Source organism: Actinophytocola sp. (genome assembly GCF_035762905.1).
Lineage (GTDB): Bacteria > Actinomycetota > Actinomycetes > Mycobacteriales > Pseudonocardiaceae > DASYTH01.
The window spans coordinates 26871-51092 of record NZ_DASUCC010000085.1; the positions used below are offsets into that span (position 1 = coordinate 26871).

Here is a 24222-nt window from a genome sequence, read left to right on the forward strand (position 1 = left end):
TACCGAACGACGAAGGGTGGCGCCCGTGCGGCCCGAGGTCTACCTGCTGATTCTCGGTGATCACCTGCCGGACCCACGGACCGGGCTGGCGGTCAGCGAGGCCGAGCGGCTGCGCGCCATGGTCGAGCAGGCGATCGTCGCCGAGGAGGCCGGGTTCACCGGCGTGGCGATCGGTGAGCACCACTTCACCCGCTACATCGTCTCCGCGCCGGAGCTGGTGCTGGCCGCGATCGCCGCGCGGACCAGCACGCTGCGGCTGTCCACCGGGGTGACGCTGCTGGCGCACCGCGACCCGGTGCTGGTCGCCGAGGAACTGGCCACGCTCGACGTGCTCTCCGGCGGCCGGGCCGAGCTGATCGTGGCGCGGGGCGTGTCCCAGGAGACCGACGCCGCGTTCGGAATCGGCCAGGGCCAGCTGCGCGCCCGGTTCGACGAGCACCTGCGCCTGCTGCTGTTGTTGCTGGAGAAGCCGGACGTGACCTGGAACGGGCGGTTCCGCGGCCCGCTGGCGGCGGTGACCACCACGCCGCGCCCGGTCCAGACGCCCCGGCCGACGGTGTGGATCGGCAGCGGCTCGGCGGCGTCGGCCGACCTGGCCGTGGAGCTGGGCCTGCCGCTGATGCTGCCGAGCACGCTGCGCGACCCGGTGGCGCACCTGCCGGTGGTCAGCCGCTACCGCGAGCGGATCCGCTCCGCGGACGCCCGGGTGGCGCTGCCCAGCCACGTGTTCGTCGCGCAGTCGACCGCCGAGGCGCACACCCGATGGCGGCCGTACCTGGCCTCCTACGCGTCGTTCGCCGACGAGTGGCGGGGCGACGGCACCCGGCTGGACATCGACAAGCTGCTGGCCGGCGCGGCGGTGTGCGGCGATCCCGAGCAGGTGGCGGGCCGGCTCAACCAGCTCGCCACCCTGCTCGGGTTGGACGCGCACCTGGTGATCGTCGACATCGGCGGGCTGGCCCAGCCGGATGTGCTGGCCGTGATCCGGCTGTTCGGCACCGAGGTGATCCCGCGACTCAGTGCACCGTGACCGGGTCCCGGTCGGCGTCCGGCTCGGCCGCGGACCGCAGCACGGTGACCGCGAGTCCGAGGGCCAGCGCCACCAGCACCGCGCCGATGCCGAACGCCAGGCGGAACCCGCTGGTCAGCGCGTCCGGCTCGGCCACCCCGGCGGCCCGCAGGTCGGCCGTGCGGGCGGTGGACAGCGTGGCCAGCACGGCGAGCCCGAGCGCGCCGCCGACCTGCGCGGTCGTGTTGACCAGCCCGGAGGCGAGCCCGGCGTCGCTTTCGGTGGCACCGGACATGGCCAGCGTCATCATGCTCGGGAAGGCGAGCCCGGCGCCGATGCCCATCAGCAGCACCGAGGGCAGCACGTCGGCCAGGTAGCCGCCGTCCACCGGCGCCCGGGTGAACAGCGCAAGGCCGGCCAGGACCAGCGTCAGGCCGGGCAGCAGCACCCGGCGGGCGCCGAACCGGGTGATCAGCCGGGCGGACAGGCCCACCGACAGACCGCCGATGGCCAGCGCCGTCGGCAGGAAGCCAAGCCCGATCTCCAGCGCGTCGTAGCCGAGCACCTGCTGCATGTAGAGCGTGCCGAGGAAGAACATGCCGAACATGCCGGCCACCATGAGAATCTGGATCGCGTTCGCCCCGGTCACGTTGCGGGAGCGGAACACCCGCAGGGGCAGCAGCGGGTTGGCCGCGGTGCGCTGCCGGGCGACGAACGCGGCGAGCAGCGCGGCGGCGATCGGGCCGAGGATCAGCGTGTGGGCCGAGTCCCAGCCGTACTCCTCGGTCTTGACGATCGTGTAGACGCCGAGCATCAGCGCGGCGGTGACCAGTCCGGCGCCGGTCACGTCGGCCCCGGCGCCGAAGCCGATCCCGTGGTCGGCCCGGACCAGGCGGGCGGTCAGCAGCGCGGCGCCGATGCCGATCGGGATGTTGACGAAGAAGATCCAGTGCCAGTTGAGCGCCTGGGTGAGCACGCCGCCGGCCAGCAGGCCGATCGAGGCGCCGGCCGCGGCGACGAAGCTGAACACGCCGATCGCCCTGGCCTGCTCGTCCCGCTCGGGGAACATGGTCACGATCATGCCCAGGGTCACGGCGGTGGCCATGGCGCCGCCGACGCCCTGCAGGAACCGGGCGCCGATGAGCATCTCCGGGGTGACCGCCGCCCCGCACAGCGCGGAGGCCACGGTGAACACGCCGAGCCCGGTGAGGAACATGCGTTTGCGCCCGATCAGGTCACCGACCCGGCCGGCCAGTAGTAACAGGCCGCCGAAGGCGATCAGGTAGGCGTTGACCACCCAGGCCAGGCTGGTCTGGGTGAAGCCGAGGTCGTCCCGGATGGCCGGCAGCGCCACGTTCACGATGGTCATGTCGAGAACGATCATGAGCATGCCGAGGCACAGCACGAGCAGCGCGAGCCACCGGGCGTCCCGGTGCGGTTGGACTGTCGCAGACACGAAATCCCCTCCTGGTCCTTGCGTTCCAGGAGCGACCGTAGCAGATAGTTTCGTTTCAGACGATCTATTAACGGACGATTAGATCCGGCGTCTCACTGGGCGGTCACACTGGACCGGGGTTGACAACCGGTCGCCGACCAGTCTGGTCAGCCCGCCGACGAACCCGTCGCGCTCCCTGGCCGGCAGCGTGTCCAACACGTCGGCGTAGATGCGGTCGACCAGCTTTCGCCCGTCCCGCACGGTTTTCGCGCCGGCCGCGGTCACCGCGACGATCCGGGCCCTGCGGTCGGTCGCCGAGGGCCGCCGCTCGGCCAACCCCGCCCGCTCCAACTCGTCGAGCGTGACCACCATCGTGGTCTTGTCCATCCCGCACAGCTCGGCAAGCCGGATCTGCGTCAGCTCCCCACCCTCCAACGCCTTGCACAGCACGCAGTAGTGCCGCTGGCTGACCCCCAACTCCTCCAGCGCCGCGGTAAGCTCGGTCATCAGCACATGACTGGCCTGCGCCAGCAGGAACATCAGATCGACCCCAACCTCACCCCGCACCCGCGTACCCATCCCACCAGCCTACCAGTCCGTCCGCAACGGGATTATCTACTGACCGGACGGGTTGCCCGAGCAGTTGTCGATCCTGATTCGCACGGCATCGCTCCGCCGACCACCGGACTGCGCACCGCCGCGGCCAGCACCTAAGTCCTGGGCTCGGGTGCTCTTGATCTTCGCCCGGTAGTCGTCGCAGGCCGTCATATGGACCTACAAACAGCCGGGCATCGGTGCCAGCAGCCCAAACTCCGTTCCCGACGCTGACATCGCGTGCGTCAACTGAACAACATACGAAGCCCTTGGTTGAATCCCCTGGCCTACAGTCCCTCACCCACCAACGCATCCACGCGGGGATTAAAACAGCTCACTGATGGGCTGCCAGTTAAAGGGAAGCTCGATTCGCTGCGGCCGAATAGCCTCATTCGGCAACACGGTCACGCCCCAATCGCTCAGGGTTCGCAGGTTCCGCTCGAACACCGGATGTGCCGCCAAGGGGGGTTTTGCATAGGGTGCGACCACTATTGGCAGCTCGAGTCCAATTGCCTCATTGAGCAACCCCAGCGCGAACGTGTCACTAATGCCCGCAACCCACTTATTGATCGTATTGAATGTTGCGGGCACCACTGCTATGGCGTCCGCCGGCGGCAAGACATCGGGATCATCGGGTCGTTTGTAGTCGTGTCGCACCGGGTAGCCGGTCTGCTCGGCAAGCGCGGAGTCATCGATCCAGGTAGTGGCGCGTGGCGTGGCAATCACACAGACAGCACAGCCTTGTTCGTGCAACAACTCCACCAACTCGCTGATGGCTTGGGCCGGTGGTGCGGCGCAGACGACGAGGTATAACACGCGCTTCGGCTGTGACGCGGTCACTGGAACACTCCGGCCCTGGCTGCCAGTGCGCGCAGGCCAGGGGTGGCACTCTTGCGCTCGCGAGCCAGCAAGGTGCTCAACAAGGCCCGAGCGTTGGCGTTGCGCGAAACGGCTTGCTTGGCGACACGCTCGGCTTCCAGCAGGTGAAGTACGGCCAAGCCGTCGTCACCTTGTCCAACCGACGCCCAACCTAGTTCGAGATGAACTTGTGAACGCCGACCAAGCAATCCGGCCGGCAACACCTCAGTGTCGATGCGTTCACCAATTTGCAAAGCCGTACGCCAATCGCCGAGTGTCACCTGTACGGCAAGTTCATGAATGGCGACGTTCGTCGGGCCGAAGGCTGTCCACAGCCAGTTGCCGTCTTGTCGTAGCCGTTCCGCCAGCAAGGCGCCGGCTCGCAAATACTTCTTGGCGGTGTGCGCATCACCGCGGCGAGCCGCCATAATTGCGAGCAACAACAAAAGGGCGCCCTGCGCCGCCAGGATTTCCTCAATGTCCGACCGGGCAGAGTTGGCGTTGCTGGCGACAAGGTCGGCGGCCCGGGCGGCGGTTTGCTCAGCCTCGGCGAGGCGACCACCTCCCAGCAACGCGCACGCTACCTGATAGTTGGCAATACCAATCAGTCCGGATCGGTCGGTTTCCGAAGCAAGCCGCAGACTTCGGTCAGCGACCACCCATGCCAGGCTGCTGTCTCCCACCTTGGTTGCCAACTTCGCGGCGACGAGATAGGCGGCAGCTTTTGTCTGTGCGGGAACGGTAGTGCTGATCGGTGCGGCTTCGATGCGATCAATAATCTGCGGCAGCATCCGAGCGGCACCCGCATAGTCCGCCCGTTGGTACAACCGGTGGGCTTGCATCGCGCCCGCCGCAAGCTGGGCGGCAGTTGGCGCGGCACCACCATGTGAAGAGGACTCAAGCTCACGTTGATGACCAAGCAGTGCACCACGAAGCCGCTCCAGTTCGGGCATGTCGACGCGCCCGATGTCGCCCCCACGCCCCTGACCATGATGAGAACCGGGTTGGCCCCTCAATTCGGCAGCCTTGGCTCGGACAGTGGCAAGGCGCTGGCCACGCTCACGCTGTTCGTACTCAGCTTTGGCGGCCGCTAGCTCCAAGTAAGCCGTGACAAGCACTCCACCGGCCGCACAGGCGGAATCAACGGTCCGCCAGAAGCGCTCCTCCGCTCGAGCCCGACCCTTCTCGATATGAACCATGGTGGTGCGATCACAGATCGCTAGCTTGCCGAGTTGACCCTGGGTCAGCCCGGCAGCTTGCCGGAACGTGGCGAGCTGTGCGCCGAGTGAACGGCGCAGCTCGGCGATGGCTTCCGGCTCCCTGGCCATGTCGTCGTCCACCTGGTCAGTGTCGGTCCGTCAGCTAAGGCAACGAGCATAACCGCAGGTGACGACCGGTGTGGCAACAGTCGGCACAGGATAACGCACAGCGTGCATTCACTGTTTTGGTGATCTCAGGCACCCACGACAACGACAGCGAAAGTACGGCCCCGCAGATGAACAGTCTCCGCCCGACCATCGCCGACGACATCACGCTGCGGCTTATCCGGACGCGGACTTCGGCCCGTGAGCCATGGACGCGGTGTCGGTAGCCCTGACGCTCATGGTGCCGCTAGCCATCGGGCTGGTGGTGGCCGGGTCGTTCTTGATCATTAACACCCGACAGCACCGGAGACTGCACGCGATGCGGCACCACGCCAGAGATGAACAGAGCAATGGTGGACGCATCGAGGACTACCACCGGCCCGGCCACCTGTTCCGTGGCCAGGGCGAGGCCATCACCGTGGCCGAACTGCTCCAGGACGCCATCGAGCGCGGCGAGGGCATCCGGCTCAACTGGCCGACGGACGACCTGTACGCCAGTCCGATACGGGCGGATGAGCAGGGACAGTTTCCGACGGTGATACTGCCGATGGTCAAGGACGAAGCGTGAGGTCCTCGCCGCCGGATGACCGCCCGGCTTCGCCGGGCGCCTGCGGCGCCCGGCGCCGCAGGCGCCGGGCCGCGCCGAGTGGGTTGACGGTGACACCACCTGCGGAACGCCGGGCCCAGCCCCGCCAAGGTGACCGACCCGAGCGTTCCGACGCTGCCGGGGACGGCACCCAGGCCCACCCGGCGACCCGGAACCGGGACTCGTGGGCCCGGAACCGGGAACTCACTGACTGGAGCCGGCGACTCGGTTGCTGGAGCGGGGAACTCGGTTGCTGGAGCCGGGGACTCGGTTGACGGGGACAGTCAGCCGGGGACTGTCAGCCGGGGATGTCGATGAGGACCTTGCCGACGGCGCCGGCGCGTACTGCTGCGTGGGCCTCGGCGGTGTTCGCCAAGGGGAAACGGTGCAGGGGGAGGCCGGCCTCGGGACCGGCGCGCAGTGCGCCCGCGGCCACCGCCGCGGTCACGTCGGCGATGGCGTTCTCCTTGGCGGCAACGGGTTCGGTATAGACCAGCACGAACTGGTATCGGATGTTGTGCGCCATCAACGGGAACACCGGCAGGGTCGCGCCGTCCCCGCCGTCGGTGGCGTACACCGAGACCGTCGCGTTCGGACCGGCCACGGCGGCGACCAGTGGGGCGTTCGTCGCCGGGGACACCTCGACCACGATGTCCACTCCGGCCGGTGCGAACGACTCGATCGCCTCGACCGCGTTGCCGGTGCGGTAGTTGACCACGTGGTCGGCGCCGGCCGCCTTGGCCAACTCCGCCTTCTCCGGCCCGCTCACCGTGCTGACCACGGTGGCGCCGGCCCACTTGGCGAGCTGGATCGCGGCGTTGCCGACCGCGCCCGCGCCCCCGGCGACCAACACCATCCGGCCGGACAGCGCCCCGGGGGCGAGCCGGTCCGGGCCGCCGTCGGCGACGGTCAGGCAGCGGTGCGCGGTGAGCGCCGGGATGCCGATGCTCGCGCCGAGGTCGAACGCGGCGCGCTCGGGCAGCGGCACCGCGTGCCGCTCGGGCAGCACGACGAACTCCTGAGCGGTGCCGTCCGGGCGCTGCCAGGCCGCCTCCCAGAGCCAGACCCGGGTACCGACGGTCAGGGACACGTCCGGCCCGACCGCGTCCACCACCCCGGCGCCGTCCTGGTTGGGCACGGTCCGGCCGTCCGGCTCGGCCACCCGGTCCCGCGCCTTCCAGTCGGTCGGGTTCACCCCGGACACCGCGACCTTGACCCGGACCTCGCCGGGCCCGGGCTCGGGCACCGGAAGGTCGACCAGATCGAAACCGCCCCGCGCGTACACGATCGCTTTCATGCGGTCGTGCATACCACGCGCGGGGCGGTCGATGTCAGGCGGTCACCCGACCGGTAGGGCCACCCGCTCGTCCGCAGTGGACTCCGGGTCGACCGGTGCCTTGCCGCGCGGCAGGAACAGCGCCGGCACGAAGGCCACCGCCAGCAGTGCCAGCGACCAGAAGAACGTCGAGCCGAACGCGTCGGCGATCAGCGGGTTGACCTGCTCGCGCAGCTCCGGCGGCACGCTCTGGGCCGCGCCGAGCCCGCCGCGGTCACCGCCACCGGGCAGCCGCTCGGCCAGCTCACTGGACAGGATGACCGCCATGATCGCGGTGCCGATCGAGCCGCCGATCTGCTGGATGATGTTCAGCGAGGTGGAGGCTCCACCCACTTCCGACTTGGTGATCGTGCGCAGCGCCGCCGACATCATCGGCATCATGGTCATGCCCATGCCCATCCCCATGACGAACAGGGCGGAGCCGAGCAGCCAGTACGAGGTGTCCGCGCCGAGCTGGGTGAACACCGCCATGCCCGCCACGATCACCACGATGCCGGCCTGCGCGATCCGGGCCGGACCGAACCGGTCGGCGACGATGCCGGCGATCGGCATGGTCAGCATCGCGCCGATGCCCTGCGGCGCCAGCAGCAGACCCGCGGACAGCGCGGTCTCGGCCCGCACGGTCTGGTAGTACAGCGGCAGCATCAGCATGGCGCCGAAGAACGCCACCGCGAACAGCACCATGGCCGTCGACGACACCGAGAACGTCTTGTTGCGGAACAGCTTCAGGTCGATCAGCGGGTTCGCGGTGCGGTTGGCCCGCACGACGAACGCGATGATCAGCGCGGCCCCGGCGATCGCCGGCACCAGTACCTCGGCGCCGGTGAACCCGCCGGCCTTCGGCACCTGGGCCAGGCCGTAGATCAACGCGGCCAGACCGGGGGAGAGCAGCAGCACGCCGAGCAGGTCGAGCTTCTTGGTCGGCTTGGGCTGGTCGGTCGGCAGGATGCGCAGGCCGAGCAGGAGCGCGATGATCCCGACCGGCACGTTGATGAAGAAGATCCAGCGCCAGGACACGTCGTCGACCAGCCAGCCGCCGAGGATCGGGCCGAAGATCGGGCCGAGCAGCATCGGCACGCCGAGCACGCTCATCACCCGGCCGATCCGCTGCGGTCCGGCCGCCTGGGTCAGGATGATCATGCCGGCCGGCATGATCATGCCGCCGCCGAGGCCCTGCAACACCCGGAAGCCGATCAGCGACTCGACCGACCAGGCCGTGCCGGCCAGCGCGGATCCGATCAGGAACAGCGTGATCGCGGTGAGGTAGAGCCGTTTCGTGCCGAACCGGTCCGCGGCCCAGCCGGTCAGCGGGATCACCGTGGCCAGTGCGAGCGTGTAGCCGGTGGCGATCCACTGGATGGTCTCCAGCGACGTCTCGAACTCGACCGAGAGCTTGCTGATGGCGACGTTCACCACGGTCACGTCGAGGATCGACATGATCGCGCCGAGCACCACGACCGCACCGACGGCGAGGAGCTTGCGATCGAGCCCCGTTCCGGACGGTGCCCCCGGCACCGTCGACTGTCCCCCCGGTACTCATCGCGACTCCTTTGCGTGTAGTTCCGGCCGTGCCAGGATCGGCGCCAGCGCGTCGTGGAGCTTGCGGCGCTCCCGCTCGGTGAGCAGGACAGCGAACGCACGCAGCCCCTCTTGGTGTGCTTCGGACAGGCGCAGCAACAGCTGCCGGCCGGGTTCGGCGAGGCTCGCCCGCTTGACCCGGCGGTCGTGCTCGTCCTCACGTCGGGCGACCAGTCCCGCCCGGACCAGGCCGTCCACCGCACGGCCGGCGGCCGCCACGGACAGCCCCAGCCGCTCGGCCAGCTCGTGCAGCGACGGTTCATGATCGCCGGTGTCCAGGATGAACAGGATGCACAGCTGGGAGAACGACAGGTCCAGGCCTGCGGCGAGGACGAACCTGCGCGCCTCGCCGGCCTTGGTCAGCAGCGTGAAGAACTCGGCCAGCACTCCGGTGAGCTGATCGACCGACACGCGAGAAACTTGCACAGACGCAACAATATCAACGGCGCAAGTGAACCGGTGTTGAATTCATGCTCGGGTGGCTGTGACGATCCACACAGGACAGCAGCGGTCCCGATCGACTCACATGCGCGCCACCGTACGTGGCCGACATAATGCGGCGCACCCGAAATTACCGGAGGGGAACCGATGACGAAGGTGGACTTCTACTTCGATCCGGCCTGCCCGTTCGCCTGGATCACCTCCCGGTGGATCCTGGAGGTCGAGCGGCACCGCGACATCGACCTGCACTTCCGGGTGATGAGCCTGTCCGTGCTCAACGAGCACCGCGAGCTGGACGACTGGTACCGCGAGTTCTGCGACCGGGCCTGGGGACCCGTGCGGGTGTGCATCGCCGCCGCGGCCGAGCACGGCGACAGCGTGCTGCGCGACCTCTACACCGCGCTGGGCACCCGGATCCACAACGGCGGCGACCAGGACTTCCCGGCGGTGATCGCGCAGGCGCTGGCCGAGCTGGGGCTGCCCGCCGACCTGGCCGCCGCGGCCGAGAGCACCGAGCACGACGAGGCGCTGCGCAAGAGCCACCACGAGGGCATGGACCCGGTCGGCGAGGAGGTCGGCACCCCGACGATCCATATCGACGGCGTGGCCTTCTTCGGGCCGGTGCTGATGTCCATCCCGCGTGGCGAGCAGGCCGCGGAACTGTTCGACGCGGCCCGCACGCTCGCCGGCTACCCCCGCTTCTTCGAGCTCAAGCGCACCCGAACCGGCGAGTTCGACTTCACCTGACCCGCTCGCCAACTAGGTTGGGCACCCATGAGGTGCGCGCCCGACGCCGTCGCCCGGGTGCTGGCGACGGCGGTGCCGGAGCCGGTCACGGTCGACCGGCTGGAACCGCTCACCGGCGGCGCGTCCGCGGACATCTGGTCGGTGGACGCCACCGACGGCGCGGGAACCGCGCACGCGCTGATCCTGCGCCGCGGGGCGAGTCGCGGCGACATCAGCTTCGGCATCGACCCGCGGCTGGAACCGCTGGTGCAGCGCGCGGCGGCCGGTGCGGCGGTGCCCACCGCGGACGTGCTGGCCACCTTCGCCGACGACGATGCGCTCGGCACCGGCTACCTGATGCGCCGGCTGCCCGGCGAGACCATTCCGCGCAAACTGTTCCGGGACCCCGCCTACGCCGTGGCCCTTGCGGCGCTCACCGGCGACTGCGCCACGGCGCTGGCCCGGGTGCACGAGGTCCCGCTGGACGCCCTGCCGGCGCTGCCCCAACTGCCCGCCTACGAGCAGCTGACCTTCCTCGAGTCGCTGCACCGCTCGATCGGCCAACCGGTGCCCACCTTCGAGCTGGGATTCGCCTGGCTGCGCGAACGCATCCCGCCGCCGGCACCGCTTCGCCTTGTCCACGGCGACTTCCGCACCGGCAACTTCCTGGTCGACGAGCGCGGCCTGGTCGCCGTGCTGGACTGGGAGCTGGCCCATCTCGGCGACCCGGCCGAGGACATCGGCTGGCTGTGCACCCGCGCCTGGCGGTTCGGCGGGGCCGGCGAGGTCGGCGGGTTCGGCTCCCGGGCGGACTTCTACGCCGCCTACCAGCGGGCCAGCGGGCTCCCGGTGGACCACGACCGGGTGCGGTTCTGGGAGGTGTTCGGCTCGCTCAAGTGGGGCATCATCTGTCAGCTTCAAGCGTTCGCCCACCTGCGCGGCGAGCGGCCGTCCGTGGAACGCGCCGCGATCGGCCGGCGGGTCACCGAGGCCGAGCTGGACCTGCTGCTGCTCACCCTGTGAGGTACGCCATGCTGGACGAACGCCCGACCGCCGCCGAACTGGTCGCCGCCGTCGCCGAGTTCCTGGAGCGGGAGGCCGGACCCGCGCTGACCGGCCCGCTGGCCTTCCACGCCAGGGTGGCCGCGGGTGCGCTGCGGATCGTCGGGCGGGAGCTGGCCGACGGGCCCGGGACGACCGCCGCCGAACTGTCCCGGCTGCGTGCCCTCACCCATGCCGACGCCGACCTGCCCACGCTGAACGCCTTGCTGGCGGCCAAGATCCAGGCCGGTGAACTGTCCACAGCGGACGATGCGGTTCGCGACCATCTGATCCGCAGCGTGCTGGCCCGGCTGGCCATCGACAACCCCCGGTATCCCTCGCTCGCCGAGGCGGAACGGCGGTGGCCGGATGTTCAGCCGCCGGCCCACGGCGGATCACCCCGGTAGGCCCGCCCCACCAGCGTGACCCACTGGTGCACCGCGTCCTCGTTGGGCGCGAACGGCCCCGGCCGGAAGTGCGGCGAGGCGAGCCCGCGCTGCACCGACTCGCAGGCGGCCCAGTCCTGCCGGTTCGTGCGGTCCCAGAACTCCACCGCGTAGGTCGGGTCGGCCACGCCGCCGGGCATCAGCCAGGAGCACTCGACCCGGGTGCGGTCCGGCGCGACCGGCCGCATCCGGTGCGTCATCACGTAGTCCGGGTGCAGCGAGAGCAGCAGGTCCGGCAGCAGCGCCAGGTAGCGCACCCGGCGCTGGTCCACTCCGGGCAGCGGGACGCCGCCGGACCGCCCGTCCACCGACATGGTGGCCATCCCGTCCCGGAGGTCCATGGACCCGCCGACCCAGGCGCCGGGCAGGTCGTAGTTGTCGCCGCTGTCCGGCGGGGACACCGCGCACAGCTCCGGATGGATCCGCGGGCAGTGGTAGCACTCCTGGTAGTTCTCGTGCAGCAGCTTCCAGTTCGCCCGGACCTCGTAGCTGTGCCGGGCGGCCAGGGTGAGCCGGTCCGGCGCGTACGGCGCGACCAGTTCGGTCAGTGCGCCGGCATACTCCTCGAACGGCGGCGCGTCGCCGGTCGCGTTGACGAACACCCAGCCGTGCCACACCCGCGCCGGCAGCGGCACCAGCCCGTGCTCGGCCGGGTCGAACCCCGGCACGTCTCGAAACCGCGGCGCCGCGGCCAGCGCACCGTCCACTGTGTACACCCAGCCGTGGTACGGGCAGACGACCACCCGGCCGTCCGCCGAACCGCCGTCCGGCAGCAGTTCGTGCCCGCGGTGCCGGCAGGTGTTGGCGAACGCCCGCACCTCGTCGCCGGTCCGGGTCAGCAGCACCGGAACATCGCCGACCGTGGCCCCGCGCTGCGCGGGCAGTTCGGCCAGCCGGCCGAGGCAGCTCCAGGTTCCGGCGAACAGGTGCCGGTGCTCCCAGCCGAGCACCTCGGCCGAGGTGTACGCCCGGGCCGGCAGCATCCGGGACGCACCGAACGGGCGCACGACGCCGGCCAACTCGTCCGGGTCAAGCGGAGCGGGCGGCCAGGTCATACCGTCGGCGAGTCCACGGTGCACTGGGGTGGCCGGACCTCCGCGGCCGTGGCCAACTCGCCCTTCAGCAGACCGGCGAGACCCTCGCCGGTCAGCCCGGGTGCGGGCACCGCCCGCACCGTCGCGGGCAGCGAATCCGGCCCGGCCAGCCCGGCCAGGTTGGGCTGGCTCTCGAAGACTTCCTTGAACCGCTCGTAGGCCTGCTGCTGGGTCTCGGTCCACAGCATGGCGATCCGCGGATCGCCGTCGAGCCGCTCGGCGGCGACCCGCATCGCGGCGTCGTCGTGGAAGTACGCGATGACCGCGTCGGCGCAGCGCACCTCGGGCCGGCCGTCCTTCCAGTTCAGCACGATCACCATGGTGACGGTGGACACCAGCACCACCGCGGCCGTCACGATCCACGCCACCCGTTCACGCACCGTCACAGCACAGACGCTACCTGTCGATCATGGCTCGCGGCGATGGCGTTCGTCAAAAAGCCAGCCAGCCGCCGTCGACGGCAAGGGCATGACCGCTGACATAGTCGGAGCCCGGGCCGGCCAGGAACACGGCGGCGCCGGCCAGATCGGGTGGATCGCCCCAGCGGCCGGCCGGAATCCGGGTCAGTGTCTGCCGGTACGCCCGCGGGTCGGCGCGCAGCGGTGCGGTGTTGTCGGTGTCGAAGAAGCCCGGTGCGATGGCGTTGACCTGGACGTTGTGCGGGGCCCATTCGTTGGCCCAGGCCCGGGTCAGGCCGAGCACCGCGTGCTTGCTCGCGGTGTAGCCGGAAACCATGGTGCCGCCATGGCAGCTCAGGATCGACGCGATATTGATGATCTTGCCGGACCGCCGGTGCAGCATCGGCGGGACCAGTGCCCTGGTCAACTCGAACAGCGAGTCCACGTTCACCGCGAAGACCGCGCGCCAGTCCGCCAGCGCGTGCCCTTCGGCCGGCGCGCGCCGGATGGTCCCGGCGTTGTTGACCAGGATGTCGATCCGGTGCTCGGCCAGGATCGCCGCGGCGGCGCCGGCCACCCGGTCCGGCTCGAGCAGCTCCACCTCGACCACCGACGCGCGCCGGCCGTGTGCCTCGACCTGCTGGCACACCGCGGAGAGATCCCCCCCGTGACCGAGCAGTACCAGGTCGGCGCCGGCTCCGGCCAGCGCCCCGGCGATCGCCGCGCCGAGTCCGGTCCGGGCACCGGTGACCAGGGCGGTGCGGCCGTGCAGCGAGAACAGTTGCTCCAGATAGCTCACCAGGGCAGCCTCCCATCCGCGTAGCGCTCCGCAGAAAGGGGACGATGCTCCCATTTGGTTGGCGGCCGGCCATTTGATCGCCAATTCGATGTTCGCCCACGGTGTCCGGAATCGTGCCGTTGGGGCATTTGGTTCGCATGTGGGTTAACCCGGCAAAAAATGTGGGGGATTAGATCGCGAACCCGTAACGGCACCGCGAGCGAGAGCTATGCGGGGGGATAGATGGTCCGATTGGCTCGGCTTTCGATCTCCACCGTTGTGAGGAGTTTGGGTGCAACCCTTCGATGTCAAGCAGCCGAACAGGCCAACCAGGGACAGCGCCGTCGAAGACCAGTACGAGGGTGCCGCGGCGGCCGCCGGATACGCCGCCGCGCACGACGGGTGGGGGGCCACCGCGCGGTTCTTCCACTCCCGGCTGCATGCGGTGCTCGCGGCCATCGCCGAGTGTCCCGGCGGGGAGTTGATCGATGTGGGGTGCGGTCCGGGCATGCTGGTCCAGCGCCTGCTGGACACCCGCCCGGCCGATTTCAAGATCACCGCGTGCGACCTGTCGCCGGCCATGGTGGCCGCCGCGGCCGCCCGCGCCGGGGACGCCGGCGTGCACACCATGGTGGCGCGGATCGAGGATCTGCCGGTCCCGGACGGCGGCTTCGACGTGGTGCTCGCGATGGGTGTGCTCGAGTACGCAGATGCCGACCAGGGTTTGCGGGAATTGGCTCGCATCGTTCGGCCGAATGGCTTAGTTCTGGTGACGATGCTCAACCCGCGCAGCATTTACCGGTTGTTCGAATGGTCCATCTGGTGGCCGGCGCTGCGCCTACTCGGCCGATTGGAGAAATTGGTCGGCGTGCCGGTGGCAAAACGCCACGGCGCGCCCATCACCGGAATCCGCGCATACTCCCGCCGGGCGCTGTGCGGCAAACTGCGTGATCTCGGCCTGCGCCCCGAGGACGTCGTCTACTTCGACCTCACCCCGGTCCCGCCCCCGTTCGACCGCGTGGTGCGCAAGTTCTCCCGCCGGTGGCGCGCCCACCCCGAGCGGACCGCGACCCGCGGCCTGCGGCGCTGGATGGGTACCGCCTACCTGGTCACGGCCCGCCGAACTCCCTGACCCCGCAGGGAGTTTCGGCGGGCTGCAGGTTGGGGCGGGCGGCACGCGCCCGCCCCAACCGAACCTCGGGTCAGACCTTGCGGCCGGTGAGCGCGTCCCGCAGCCGGTCGATCAGCCCGACGCCCGGCGCCAGGACCAGGTTGGCCGGCGGCGTGTCCGGCGCGGCGGGATGCGGCCGGGTCGGCGCGATCTTCTTCGCGGCCAGCACCCGCTCGCCCAGCTTCGACAGTTCCTCGGCCGAGCAAGTCTCGCGCAGCCGGGGGAGCAGCTTGGTCTCCTCCTCCTCGAGGTGGTGCCGCACGTCGTGGATCAGCTTGAGCACCATCTCCTCGAACCGGGGGTCGGACGGCTGGATGTCCTCCAGCGCCTTCATGCCGTCCTCGGCCTCGTTGTGCTCGGCGATCTCGTGATCGACGATCTCGTCCCCGTCCGGCAGCGCCTTGCGGGCCGCCGGATACATGAACATCTCCTCGGCCACCGCGTGCCGCATCAGCTCGGCGATCAGGTGATCGAGCAGATCCCGTCGGTCCTGCTCGGTGCCACCGAACATCTCCAACTCGGCGAACACCTTCTCGAACTCCCGGTGGTCCGCCAGGATCACGTCGATCAGGTCGGTCCGTTCCGTCGTCATCTTCCTTCCTCCCAACAGTGCACGTCGAGCACGACCGGACAGTCCGCGCTCAGTGCGTCTGCCCAAGCCATACCCAGATCCGTGGCGTTCTCAACGTCGAACCCGCCGAGACCAAGCTCTCGGGCGAACACCGCGTACGACACGTCCGTCCGCGGCTCCCCCGGAACCTGGTTGAGATCGTTGTGCAGCACGCAGATCACGCACCTGGGGTCGGTCCATTCGGACCAGTAGCGCTGGATGGTGATCAGTTCGGTCAGCCCGTTCAGCCGCATCGCCCCGGCGCCGACCAGCGCCACCACCGGGCGGTCCGGGTGGGCGAACTTCGCCCCGATCGCATACGGCACACCGCATCCCGTGATCGCCAGGGTGCCGGACAGCGAGCCGCGCATCCCCGCGCGCATCCGTAGGTCGCGCGCGTACCAACTGGCCGGCAAGCCGGAGTCGGCGGTCACGATCAGGTCGTCCGGCGCCCGTTCGGACAGCTCCCACACGGTTCGCATCGGGTTCACCGGGTCCGCACCGGTCAGCGCCGCGCTGCGCATGGTCCGCCACCACTGGGCCACATCGGACTCGATTCGCCGCCGCCAACCGCGGTCGGTCTTGCGCTCCAGCAACGGAATCAGCGCGCCCAGCGTCTCCCGGGCGTCGCCGATCAGGTTCACCTCGGTGGGATAACGCATTCCGATGACCCGGGCGTCGATGTCGATCTGCACCCCGCGGGCGGTGCCGTACCCGGGCAGGAACTGCGGGTACGGGAAGTTCGAGCCGACGATCAGCAGCGTGTCGCAGTCGCGCATCAGCCCGGAACTCGGCCGGGTACCGAGCAAACCGATGGACCCGGTCACGTACGGCAGCTCGTCCGGCAGCACATCCTTGCCCAGCAACGCCTTTGCAACGCCTGCGCCGGTCACCTCGGCGACCTCGCGCAGCTCGGCGGCGGCGTCCCTGGCACCCTGGCCGATCAGCATGGCCACCTTCGATCCGGCGTTGAGCACCTGGGCCGCTCGCTCGATCTCCCCGGCCGGCGGCACGACCACAGCGCGGGCCGGGCCGGGCGGCCCGGGCTGGAGCCCGGGGCCCGGCGGCGGATACGGCTCGGCCTGCAGTCGGGCCGGAATGATCAGGGCAACCGGCTCGCGCTGCGCAAGGGCCGCCCGCATCGCCCGGTCCACCGCGGTGGGCACCTCGGCGGCCGCGGTCAGCTCGATCAGCGCCATGCTGGCCACGTCGGCGTACAGCGCCTGCAGGTTGACCTCCTGGGCGCCGCGCGCGGTCGCGCCGATGATCGCCACCAGCGGCACGTGGTCGAGTTTGGCGTCGTAGAGCCCGTTGAGCAGGTGGATCGCGCCCGGTCCGGACGTGGCCAGGCAGACCCCCACCCGGCCGGAGAACTTGGCGTAGCCGACCGCGGCCATCGCCGACATCTCCTCGTGCCGGGCCTGCACGAACCGCGGCGCGCCGGCCGTGGCCCCGAACGCGTCCAGCAGGTGACTGATCCCGTCGCCGGGAAAGGCGAAGACCAGCTCGACGTCCCATTCCCGCAGTCGCCGCACCACGAGGTCGGCGACGGTCTCGGACATGAGTTCCTCCCGGGTCCGGGTTACCCGGGGTCTCCCACCCGAACCACGGGGTTTGTCCGCCCACCGTGCCGGGTACGGCCAAGGAGCCTGAACTGGAAAAACGATGGCGGGAGGACGAGATGACCACCGCTAGGGACATCATGACCGCGAACCCCACGTGCGTCCGGACCAGCGACACGGTGCTGGACGCGGCCCGCCGGATGGCCGAGGAGTCGATCGGCGCGCTGCCCGTGTGCGGCGAGGACAACCGGCTCAAGGGGATGCTCACCGACCGGGACATCGTGGTGAAGGTGCTGGCCGAGGGGAAGGACCCGCGGGCCATGCACGCCGGCGAGGTGCCGCACGAGCCCGTTGTGACCGTGCGGGCCGACGACGACGTCGCCACCGTGCTGCAGACGATGAAGCAACACCAGGTGCGTCGGGTGCCAGTGCTCGATGAACAACAGCAACTGGTCGGTATCGTGGCGCAGGCCGACATCGCTCGGACCCAGCCGGACGCACAGGTCGGAGACCTGGTCGAAGCCGTATCGAACGAGTGATGAACGACAGGCCCTGTATTACCCCAAACGAATGGTGTCACCTGGGAGTATCGTGACTCTGGGTGGTGAGGTCATGGGTGGAACGAACGGGGTCGGCTTCGTGCACCCCGCGCTGTTCTACCGCGGCCTCGACGATTACCTGGCCGGCGTCGGCGGATTCCTGCGCGCCGGCCTGGACGCCGGGGAGCCGGCGCTCGCCTCGGTGCCCCCCGAGCGGCTCGGGCCGCTGCGCGAGTACCTCGGACCAGCGGCCGACCGGGTCACCCTGCTGAACATGGCCGAGGTGGGCCGCAACCCGGGCCGGATCATGACCGCGCTCACCGATTTCGCCGCTGGCCGGGGTGCCGGCCGAGCCAGGCTGGTCGGCGAGCCGATCTGGGCCACCCGCACGGCGGGGGAGATCCGCGAGGCCACCCGGCACGAGGCGCTGATCAACCTGGCGTTCGCCGGCGTTGCGGTCACCATCCTGTGCCCGTACGACCTGACCGGACTGCCTCCGGACGTGCTCGCCGACGCCACCCGCACGCACCCGGTGCTGTGGTCCGACGGGCAGGAGAAGCCCAGCCCCGACTACCTGGACCCGATCGCCGTCGCCGCCCGCTGCGACCTGCTCGACACGGCGCCAGAGCACGCCGAACGCCGCGAGTTCGACCGGCGCAGCCTGGTCCCCACCCGCGCCCGGGCCGAGGAGTTCGCCCGCACCGTCGGCGGGCTGTCCGCCGAGCGCAGCGTCGACGTCAAGCTCGCCGTGGGAGAGGCGGTCGCCAACGCCATCCGGCACGGCGGCGGTCGCGGCATCCTTTCCTTATGGCGAAACGGATCCGGCGTGGTTGCCGAGATCTGGGACGGCGGCAGGCTGGCCGACCCGCTGGCCGGCAGGCGCCGCCCGGCAAGCTCCGCCGCCGGCGGCCGCGGCCTGTGGATGATCCACCAACTCTGCGACCTGGTCGAGTTCGCTCCCGGCGCCGTCCGCCTCCACCTGTCGGACTAGTAGAGCCTGGTTCCGAGATCATCGTGTGAAGGTCTAGGCCCCACCAACGTAATCTCAGGGGCACCGGGCGGCACCCAGCCACAATCGATCCGCCAACCGCACTTCCGCTGGAACGCAACGACAGCAGTTAATTCCGGAGAGGCGGACTGGCAGTTACCGGTAGCGCGATGTCCTCCTCCAGGTGCGCGGCCATCAGCTCCAACAGTTGGTGCGCGTCCACCGGCTTGGTCACGTAGTCGTTCGCGCCCGCGGCCAGCGTGCGCTGCCGGTCCTCCGGCATGGCCTTCGCGGTCACCGCGATGATCGGCAGATCGGCGTGCTGGCGCATGTTCCGGATCGCCGCGATCGTCGCGTTCCCGTCCAGCTCCGGCATCATCACGTCCATCAGCACCAGCGCGATCTCCGGATTCTGCTCGAGCACCCTGATCCCGGACACCCCGGTGTCGGCCGAGACCACGTCGAAGCCGCGCTGCTCGAGCACCGCGGTCAGGGCGAACACATTGCGCGGATCGTCGTCCACGATCAGCACCTTCACTCCACGGAACCGCAGGTCGAACGCGTGGTCCGGATCGGGTGCCGCGGTGAGCGCCGGGACCGGCACCTCGCCGTTGGACAGCACCGGAGTCATGCTCGCGGCCGGCACGGTCGCCGGCAGGTACAGCGTGAACGTGCTGCCGACGCCGGGCTCGCTGCGCACGGTCAGCTCCCCGCCGAGCAGTTGGGTCAGGTCCCGGCTGATCGACAGGCCCAGCCCGGTGCCGCCGTAGGCGCGGTTGGTGGTGCCGTCCGCCTGCCGGAACGCCTCGAAGATCACGCCGAGCTTGTCCTCCGGGATGCCGACCCCGGTGTCGATCACCGCGAACGCGAACACCGCCGGCTCGGCCCGCAGCGCCGGGGTGCGCACCTCGTTCGGTCCGGCCATCCGGATCCGCAGCCGGACGGTACCGCTGTGCGTGAACTTCACCGCGTTGGACAGCAGGTTGCGCAGGATCTGCTGCAGCCGCTGCTCGTCGGTGTGCAGCACCGGCCGGGTGTCCGGGTCGACCACGACCTCGAAGTCCAGCCCCTTGTCCGTGGTCAGCGGCCGGCACATGGACTCGACGTAGTCCACCAGCAGGGGTACCGACACCTCGGTCGGGTGCGGCTCGAGGTGACCGGCCTCCACCTTGGCCAGGTCCAGGATGTCGTTGATCAGCTGGAGCAGGTCGCTGCCGGCCGAGTGGATGGTCCGGGCGTACTCGACCTGCTTTCCGGTCAGGTTGTCGTCGTGGTTTTCGGCCAGCACCTTGGCCAGCACCAGCGCGCTGTTCAACGGCGTGCGCAGCTCGTGCGACATGTTCGCCATGAACTCCGACTTGTACTTCGAGGCGATGGCCAGCTGCTGGGCGCGCTCCTCCAGCTCCTGGCGGGCCTGCTCGATCTCGAAGTTCTTCACCTCGATGTCGCTGTTCTGCCTGGCCAGCAGCGCCGCCTTCTCGGCCAGCTCGGTGTTGGACCGCTGCAGTTCCTGCTGCTGCGCCCGCAACTCCTGGGCCAGCCGCTGCGACTCGCCGAGCAGCGCCTCGGTGCGCTCGTTGGCCAGGATCGTGTTGACCCCGATGCCAATCGGCTCCTTGAGCTGCTCGAGCAGGTCCTGGTGCACGGCGGTGAACCGGTTGACGGTGGACAGCTCGATCACGCCGAGCGCCTGGCCCTCGAACATCAGCGGCAGCACGATCACCTGGATCCGGCGGGTGGAGCCCAACCCGGACGCCACCTTCACGTAGTCCGGCGGAGCGTCGGCAACCAGGATCGTCTTCTTGTCCATCGCCGCCTGCCCGACCAGCGACTCGCCCAGCCCGAACCGCGGTGGGATGGCATTGACCCGGCCGTAGGCGGCGGTCTGCTCGAGCGTGGTGACCTGGTCCGGATCGGTCCGGCTCAGGAAGAACGCGCCGTGCTGGGCGTTCACCAGCGGCGCCAGCTCGGACAGGATCAGCATGGACACCGTGCCGAAGTCCCGGTGGCCCTGCATCAGGCCGGAGATCCGGGCCAGGTTGGTCTTCAGCCAGTCCTGCTCCTGGTTGGTCCGGGTGGTCTCCTTGAGGTTGCCGATCATCCGGTTGATGTTGTCCTTGAGCTCGGCCACCTCGCCGGACGCGTCGACGGTGATCTGCCTGGTCAGGTCGCCCGCGGTCACGGCGGTGGCCACCGCGGCGATCGCACGCACCTGGGTGGTCAGGTTGCCGGCCAGCTGGTTCACGCTCTCGGTCAGGTCCTGCCAGGTGCCGGCGACCCCGCGGACCTGCGCCTGGCCGCCCAGCTTGCCCTCGGTGCCGACCTCGCGGGCCACCCGGGTCACCTCGTCGGCGAACGCGGAGAGCTGGTCCACCATGGTGTTCAGGGTGTTCTTCAGCTCCAGGATCTCGCCGCGGGCGTCCACGTCGATCTTCTTGGACAGATCGCCGCTGGCCACGGCGGTGGTGACCTGGGCGATGTTGCGCACCTGGCTGGTCAGGTTGAACGCCATCGAGTTGACGTTGTCGGTCAGGTCCTTCCAGATCCCGGCCACGTTGCGCACGTGCGCCTGCCCGCCGAGGATGCCCTCGGTGCCGACCTCGCGGGCCACCCGGGTCACCTCGTCGGCGAACGCGCGCAGCGTGTCCACCATGCCGTTGAACGTGTCGGCCAGCGCCGCGACCTCGCCCTTGGCCTCGACCGTGATCTTCTTCGACAGGTCGCCGCCGGCCACCGCGCCGGCCACCGCGGCGATGCTGCGCACCTGACCGGTGAGGTTCTCGGCCATCACGTTGACGTTGTCGGTGAGGTCCTTCCAGGTGCCGGCCACCCCGCGCACCCGCGCCTGGCCGCCCAGCTTGCCCTCGGTGCCGACCTCGCGGGCCACCCGGGTCACCTCGTCGGCGAACGCGGAGAGCTGGTCCACCATCGTGTTCAGGGTGTTCTTCAGCTCCAGGATCTCGCCCTTGACGTCGACGGAGATCTTCTGCGACAGGTCGCCGCTGGCCACCGCGGTCGCCACGGCCGCGATGTTGCGCACCTGGGTGGTCAGGTTGTTGGCCATGAAATTGACCGAATCGGTGAGGTCGCGCCAGGTGCCGGCCACCCCGGGCACCTTGGCCTGGCCACCGAGCCGGCCGTCGCTGCCGACCTCGCGGGCCACCCGGGTCACCTCGTCGGCGAACGCGGAGAGCTGGTCCACCATCGTGTTGATGGTGTTCTTCAGGGCCAACATCTCGCCGGAGACCTCGACGGTGATCTTGCGGGTGAGGTCGCCGAGGGCCACCGCGGTGGTCACCTCGGCGATGTTGCGCACCTGACCGGTGAGGTTCTCGGCCATCACGTTGACGTTGTCGGTGAGGTCCTTCCAGGTGCCGGCCACCCCGGGCACCTCGGCTTGGCCGCCCAGCCGGCCGTCGGTGCCGATCTCCCTGGCCACCCGGGTCACCTCGGTGGCGAACAGGGACAGCTGCTCGAGCAGACCGTTGACCGTGCGGCCAAGCTCGGCGAACCGGCCCTGCAGCGGGCGGTCGTCCAGCAGCAGGGCCATCCGCTGGGACAGGTCGCCCTTGGCCACCGCGCCCAGCACCCGGTTCAGCTCGACGGTCGGCCGGGTCAGGTCCTCGATCAGGCCGTTGACCGCGTCGGCCGCGTCGCCGTACCCGCCGGTGCGCTGGTCGTTTCGGATGCGCTCGCCCAGCCGGCCGTCCCGCCCGACCGCGCCGCGCAACCGGATCAGCTCGGCGACCAGTTCCTCGTTGTGCGCGGCGATCTCGTTGAACACCGTGGCCAACTCGACCGGGACGTCGGTGCTGTCGACCGCGATCCGGTAGCCGAAGTCTCCGTCACGCAGGTTCCGCAATGCGGACAGCAACCCATCGGATCCCACGGTGCCCTCCCGGTAGACCGATATCGGGCCTCCAGCCTCCCATGCTTGGTGGCGATCGGCACTGACTCGGTTAGGCTACGACTGACCGGGGTCTGTGACGGTCGGGAGGTTCGGATGAGGCGGCGTGCATAGGGCCGAGCCGGCTGCCGCCCGGCCGAACGCCGACGAACGGGACGTCGGCGAGGCTTGGTTTCTGTCTTTCCTCGCCGATGCCGGCGGTCGTCTGGTGGGTACCTTCGACCTCGACTCGGCGGCGACCATGGTGGTCGAGTTGGCCGTGCCGACCCTCGCCGACTGTGCCGTCCTGGTTCTTCCGGATGTCCGCGGCCGCCTGGACTGGTGGCGCTGGTCGCGCGGCCGGTGCACCCGCGGCCGGATCCGCCGGCCCACGGTCGACGCCGCCCCCACCCTGACCGCCGGTCTTGACGGCCTGAAGCGGGTCGGCATCATGCCCCCGGCCGAGGTCGAGGCGCTGCCGCCCGCGTTCGCCGAACCCCTGATGCGCTACCCCGACGTGGCCGTCGTGTCCCTGCCCGCCGTGGCCGACGCCCCGCCGCCCGGTGTCCTCCTGCTCGCCCGCCCGGAACCCCCCCAACCGCTGCATTCGGCCGAGACCGAAGCCCGGACCGTGGCCGAGTTCGCCGAACGGGTGAGCCGCGCCGTCCACGGCGCCGCCGAGTTCGACCGCCACCGCGCCGCCTCCATCGAGCTGCAGAGCACCCTGCGCCCGCCCGCCCTCCCGGTCCTCCCCGGCGTCCGCCTCTCGGCGATCTACCGCCCCGCCGCCGGCCCGGTCGACGTCGGCGGCGACTTCTACGACCTGCACCCCCAACCCGACGGCAGCACCCTGTTCACCCTCGGCGACGTCTGCGGCAACGGCGCCGAAGCCGCCGCCCTCAGCGGCCGCGTCCGCCACGCCCTAGCCGCCCTCCGCCTGGTCGAAAACGACCCACTCACCCTCCTCACCCTCCTCAACCAGGCCCTCCTCGGCGTATCCGGCAGCAAGTTCGCCACTGCGGTGCTGGGCACCATCACCCGCCGCAGCGGCGGCTCCCTGCACCTCCGCATGAGCTCCGGCGGCCACCCCTCCCCCCTGATCCTCCGCGCCAACGGCACCGTAGAAGTCATCGCCATCCCCGGCATGCTCGTCGGCATCATGCCCCAAGCCCAGTTCGGCGAAACCACCGTCGAACTGGCCCCCCAAGACACCTGCATCCTCTACACCGACGGCATCACCGAAGCCCGCGGCGGCGAAGACGGCGAAGAACTCTTCGGCTCCGAACGCCTCCGCACAGCCCTATCCTTCTGTCAAGGCCGCCAAGCCGACCAAGTCGCCACCCACATCGACCAAACCATCCAACACTGGTCCAACAACGCCAGCCGCGATGACATCGCCCTCCTAGCCATCCAAAGCACCCCCACCCCCTGATGCCCCGTCCCACCCCCCGCCATCCCACCCCCGCCCCACCCACCCCCATACGCTAAGCTTCCCCGGTCAACAGGCCCCCGTAGCTCAGGGGATAGAGCACCGCCCTCCGGAGGCGGGAGCGCAGGTTCGAATCCTGCCGGGGGCGCCTTCTCGATGATCGGTCGGATCCTGGCTCTGCAGGGCCCCGGGCCTCAGGGAGCCGCAGGAAGCGCACGCTTGTGCTGTGTGATCGCGTAGGCGCGCTCGATCACCTCGCGGGCCTCCCGGCTGACCGGCTCGCCCGTGAGATAGGCATCGATCTCCTCGTAGGTGACGCCGTACGCCGTCTCGTCCGGCAGCTGCGGCCGGTC

The 24222-nt window shown here is 70.0% G+C and carries 22 protein-coding genes and 1 tRNA gene; 10 read left to right on the top strand and 13 right to left on the bottom strand.

Annotated features, from left to right (window positions below):
* Positions 1-25: 25 nt before the first annotated feature.
* Positions 26-1030, top strand: coding sequence for an LLM class flavin-dependent oxidoreductase (locus tag VFV67_RS17310; protein ID WP_326471234.1), 1005 nt, complete (start codon positions 26-28; stop codon positions 1028-1030).
* On the opposite strand, the gene VFV67_RS17315 is transcribed toward VFV67_RS17310, so the two are convergent.
* The 4 genes from VFV67_RS17315 to VFV67_RS17330 all read right to left on the bottom strand — a co-directional run bounded on the left by VFV67_RS17315 (position 1017) and on the right by VFV67_RS17330 (position 5236).
* Positions 1017-2465, bottom strand: coding sequence for an MFS transporter (locus VFV67_RS17315; protein ID WP_326471235.1), 1449 nt, complete (start codon positions 2463-2465; stop codon positions 1017-1019). The two genes, VFV67_RS17310 and VFV67_RS17315, sit on opposite strands and share 14 nt — an antisense overlap.
* Before the next feature lie 78 nt (positions 2466-2543).
* On the bottom strand, positions 2544-3023 hold the full coding sequence (locus tag VFV67_RS17320) for a MarR family winged helix-turn-helix transcriptional regulator (protein ID WP_326471237.1): 480 nt from the start codon (positions 3021-3023) through the stop codon (positions 2544-2546).
* A gap of 339 nt (positions 3024-3362) precedes the next feature.
* A complete protein-coding gene (locus tag VFV67_RS17325; protein WP_326471239.1) occupies positions 3363-3878 on the bottom strand; it encodes a flavoprotein in 516 nt (171 codons plus the stop codon).
* Complete coding sequence (locus VFV67_RS17330; RefSeq protein ID WP_326471241.1) at positions 3875-5236, bottom strand: helix-turn-helix transcriptional regulator; 1362 nt, start codon at positions 5234-5236, stop codon at positions 3875-3877. The genes VFV67_RS17325 and VFV67_RS17330 overlap by 4 nt, the downstream gene beginning before the upstream one ends.
* 232 nt (positions 5237-5468) lie before the next feature.
* Between VFV67_RS17330 and VFV67_RS17335 the strand changes: the two genes are divergently transcribed.
* A complete protein-coding gene (locus VFV67_RS17335) occupies positions 5469-5828 on the top strand; it encodes a hypothetical protein (protein ID WP_326471243.1) in 360 nt (119 codons plus the stop codon).
* A gap of 316 nt (positions 5829-6144) precedes the next feature.
* Here the strand turns inward: VFV67_RS17335 and VFV67_RS17340 are convergent, their stop codons facing one another.
* From VFV67_RS17340 to VFV67_RS17350, 3 genes are read right to left on the bottom strand one after another with little or no spacing between them, the layout of a single operon-like run.
* Entirely contained in the window at positions 6145-7143 is a 999-nt protein-coding gene (locus VFV67_RS17340; protein WP_326471245.1) for an NADPH:quinone reductase, read from the bottom strand.
* A gap of 42 nt (positions 7144-7185) precedes the next feature.
* Positions 7186-8697, bottom strand: a complete 1512-nt coding sequence (locus tag VFV67_RS17345) for a DHA2 family efflux MFS transporter permease subunit (RefSeq protein ID WP_326471247.1) — start codon at positions 8695-8697, stop codon at positions 7186-7188.
* Between the two features lie 21 nt (positions 8698-8718).
* Positions 8719-9171, bottom strand: coding sequence for a MarR family transcriptional regulator (locus VFV67_RS17350; RefSeq protein ID WP_326471249.1), 453 nt, complete (start codon positions 9169-9171; stop codon positions 8719-8721).
* A 177-nt stretch (positions 9172-9348) separates the two neighbouring features.
* On the opposite strand from VFV67_RS17350, the gene VFV67_RS17355 reads away from it, so the two are divergent.
* The 3 genes from VFV67_RS17355 to VFV67_RS17365 are packed head-to-tail and all read left to right on the top strand — an operon-like array spanning position 9349 to position 11375.
* Positions 9349-9948 carry a DsbA family protein gene (locus VFV67_RS17355; RefSeq protein WP_326471250.1) on the top strand — a complete coding sequence of 200 codons (600 nt, stop codon included), beginning with the start codon at positions 9349-9351 and terminating at the stop codon, positions 9946-9948.
* 27 nt (positions 9949-9975) lie between these two features.
* Positions 9976-10950 carry a phosphotransferase family protein gene (locus tag VFV67_RS17360; protein WP_326471252.1) on the top strand — a complete coding sequence of 325 codons (975 nt, stop codon included), beginning with the start codon at positions 9976-9978 and terminating at the stop codon, positions 10948-10950.
* An 8-nt stretch (positions 10951-10958) separates the two neighbouring features.
* Positions 10959-11375, top strand: coding sequence for a DUF6285 domain-containing protein (locus tag VFV67_RS17365; RefSeq protein WP_326471254.1), 417 nt, complete (start codon positions 10959-10961; stop codon positions 11373-11375).
* Here VFV67_RS17365 and VFV67_RS17370 read toward each other — a convergent pair.
* The 3 genes from VFV67_RS17370 to VFV67_RS17380 are packed head-to-tail and all read right to left on the bottom strand — an operon-like array spanning position 11342 to position 13705.
* The gene (locus tag VFV67_RS17370) at positions 11342-12469 is read right to left on the bottom strand and encodes an aromatic ring-hydroxylating dioxygenase subunit alpha (protein WP_326471256.1); all 1128 of its coding nucleotides are present in this window, start codon (positions 12467-12469) and stop codon (positions 11342-11344) included. The two genes, VFV67_RS17365 and VFV67_RS17370, sit on opposite strands and share 34 nt — an antisense overlap.
* Positions 12466-12894, bottom strand: a complete 429-nt coding sequence (locus tag VFV67_RS17375) for a hypothetical protein (RefSeq protein WP_326471257.1) — start codon at positions 12892-12894, stop codon at positions 12466-12468. The genes VFV67_RS17370 and VFV67_RS17375 overlap by 4 nt, the downstream gene beginning before the upstream one ends.
* A 46-nt stretch (positions 12895-12940) precedes the next feature.
* On the bottom strand, positions 12941-13705 hold the full coding sequence (locus VFV67_RS17380; protein ID WP_326471259.1) for an SDR family oxidoreductase: 765 nt from the start codon (positions 13703-13705) through the stop codon (positions 12941-12943).
* Positions 13706-13976: 271 nt separating this feature from the next.
* On the opposite strand from VFV67_RS17380, the gene VFV67_RS17385 reads away from it, so the two are divergent.
* Entirely contained in the window at positions 13977-14816 is an 840-nt protein-coding gene (locus VFV67_RS17385; RefSeq protein ID WP_326471260.1) for a class I SAM-dependent methyltransferase, read from the top strand.
* A 70-nt stretch (positions 14817-14886) separates the two neighbouring features.
* Here the strand turns inward: VFV67_RS17385 and VFV67_RS17390 are convergent, their stop codons facing one another.
* The gene (locus VFV67_RS17390) at positions 14887-15447 is read right to left on the bottom strand and encodes a hemerythrin domain-containing protein (protein ID WP_326471261.1); all 561 of its coding nucleotides are present in this window, start codon (positions 15445-15447) and stop codon (positions 14887-14889) included.
* Positions 15444-17027, bottom strand: coding sequence for a thiamine pyrophosphate-requiring protein (locus VFV67_RS17395; protein WP_326471263.1), 1584 nt, complete (start codon positions 17025-17027; stop codon positions 15444-15446). The genes VFV67_RS17390 and VFV67_RS17395 overlap by 4 nt, the downstream gene beginning before the upstream one ends.
* A 119-nt stretch (positions 17028-17146) precedes the next feature.
* Between VFV67_RS17395 and VFV67_RS17400 the strand changes: the two genes are divergently transcribed.
* Both VFV67_RS17400 and VFV67_RS17405 read left to right on the top strand, forming a co-directional pair.
* Positions 17147-17566, top strand: a complete 420-nt coding sequence (locus VFV67_RS17400) for a CBS domain-containing protein (RefSeq protein WP_326471265.1) — start codon at positions 17147-17149, stop codon at positions 17564-17566.
* 73 nt (positions 17567-17639) lie between these two features.
* Positions 17640-18557 (top strand): sensor histidine kinase, encoded by a 918-nt coding sequence (locus VFV67_RS17405; protein ID WP_326471266.1) that lies wholly within the window; start codon positions 17640-17642, stop codon positions 18555-18557.
* Positions 18558-18684: 127 nt separating this feature from the next.
* On the opposite strand, the gene VFV67_RS17410 is transcribed toward VFV67_RS17405, so the two are convergent.
* Positions 18685-22443: a HAMP domain-containing protein gene (locus VFV67_RS17410; RefSeq protein WP_326471267.1), complete on the bottom strand. Its 3759-nt coding sequence runs from the start codon at positions 22441-22443 to the stop codon at positions 18685-18687.
* Between the two features lie 124 nt (positions 22444-22567).
* Between VFV67_RS17410 and VFV67_RS17415 the strand changes: the two genes are divergently transcribed.
* Entirely contained in the window at positions 22568-23872 is a 1305-nt protein-coding gene (locus VFV67_RS17415) for a PP2C family protein-serine/threonine phosphatase (protein ID WP_326471269.1), read from the top strand.
* A gap of 73 nt (positions 23873-23945) precedes the next feature.
* A tRNA-Arg gene (locus tag VFV67_RS17420) sits at positions 23946-24017 on the top strand.
* The last annotated feature ends 205 nt before the right edge of the window (positions 24018-24222 follow it).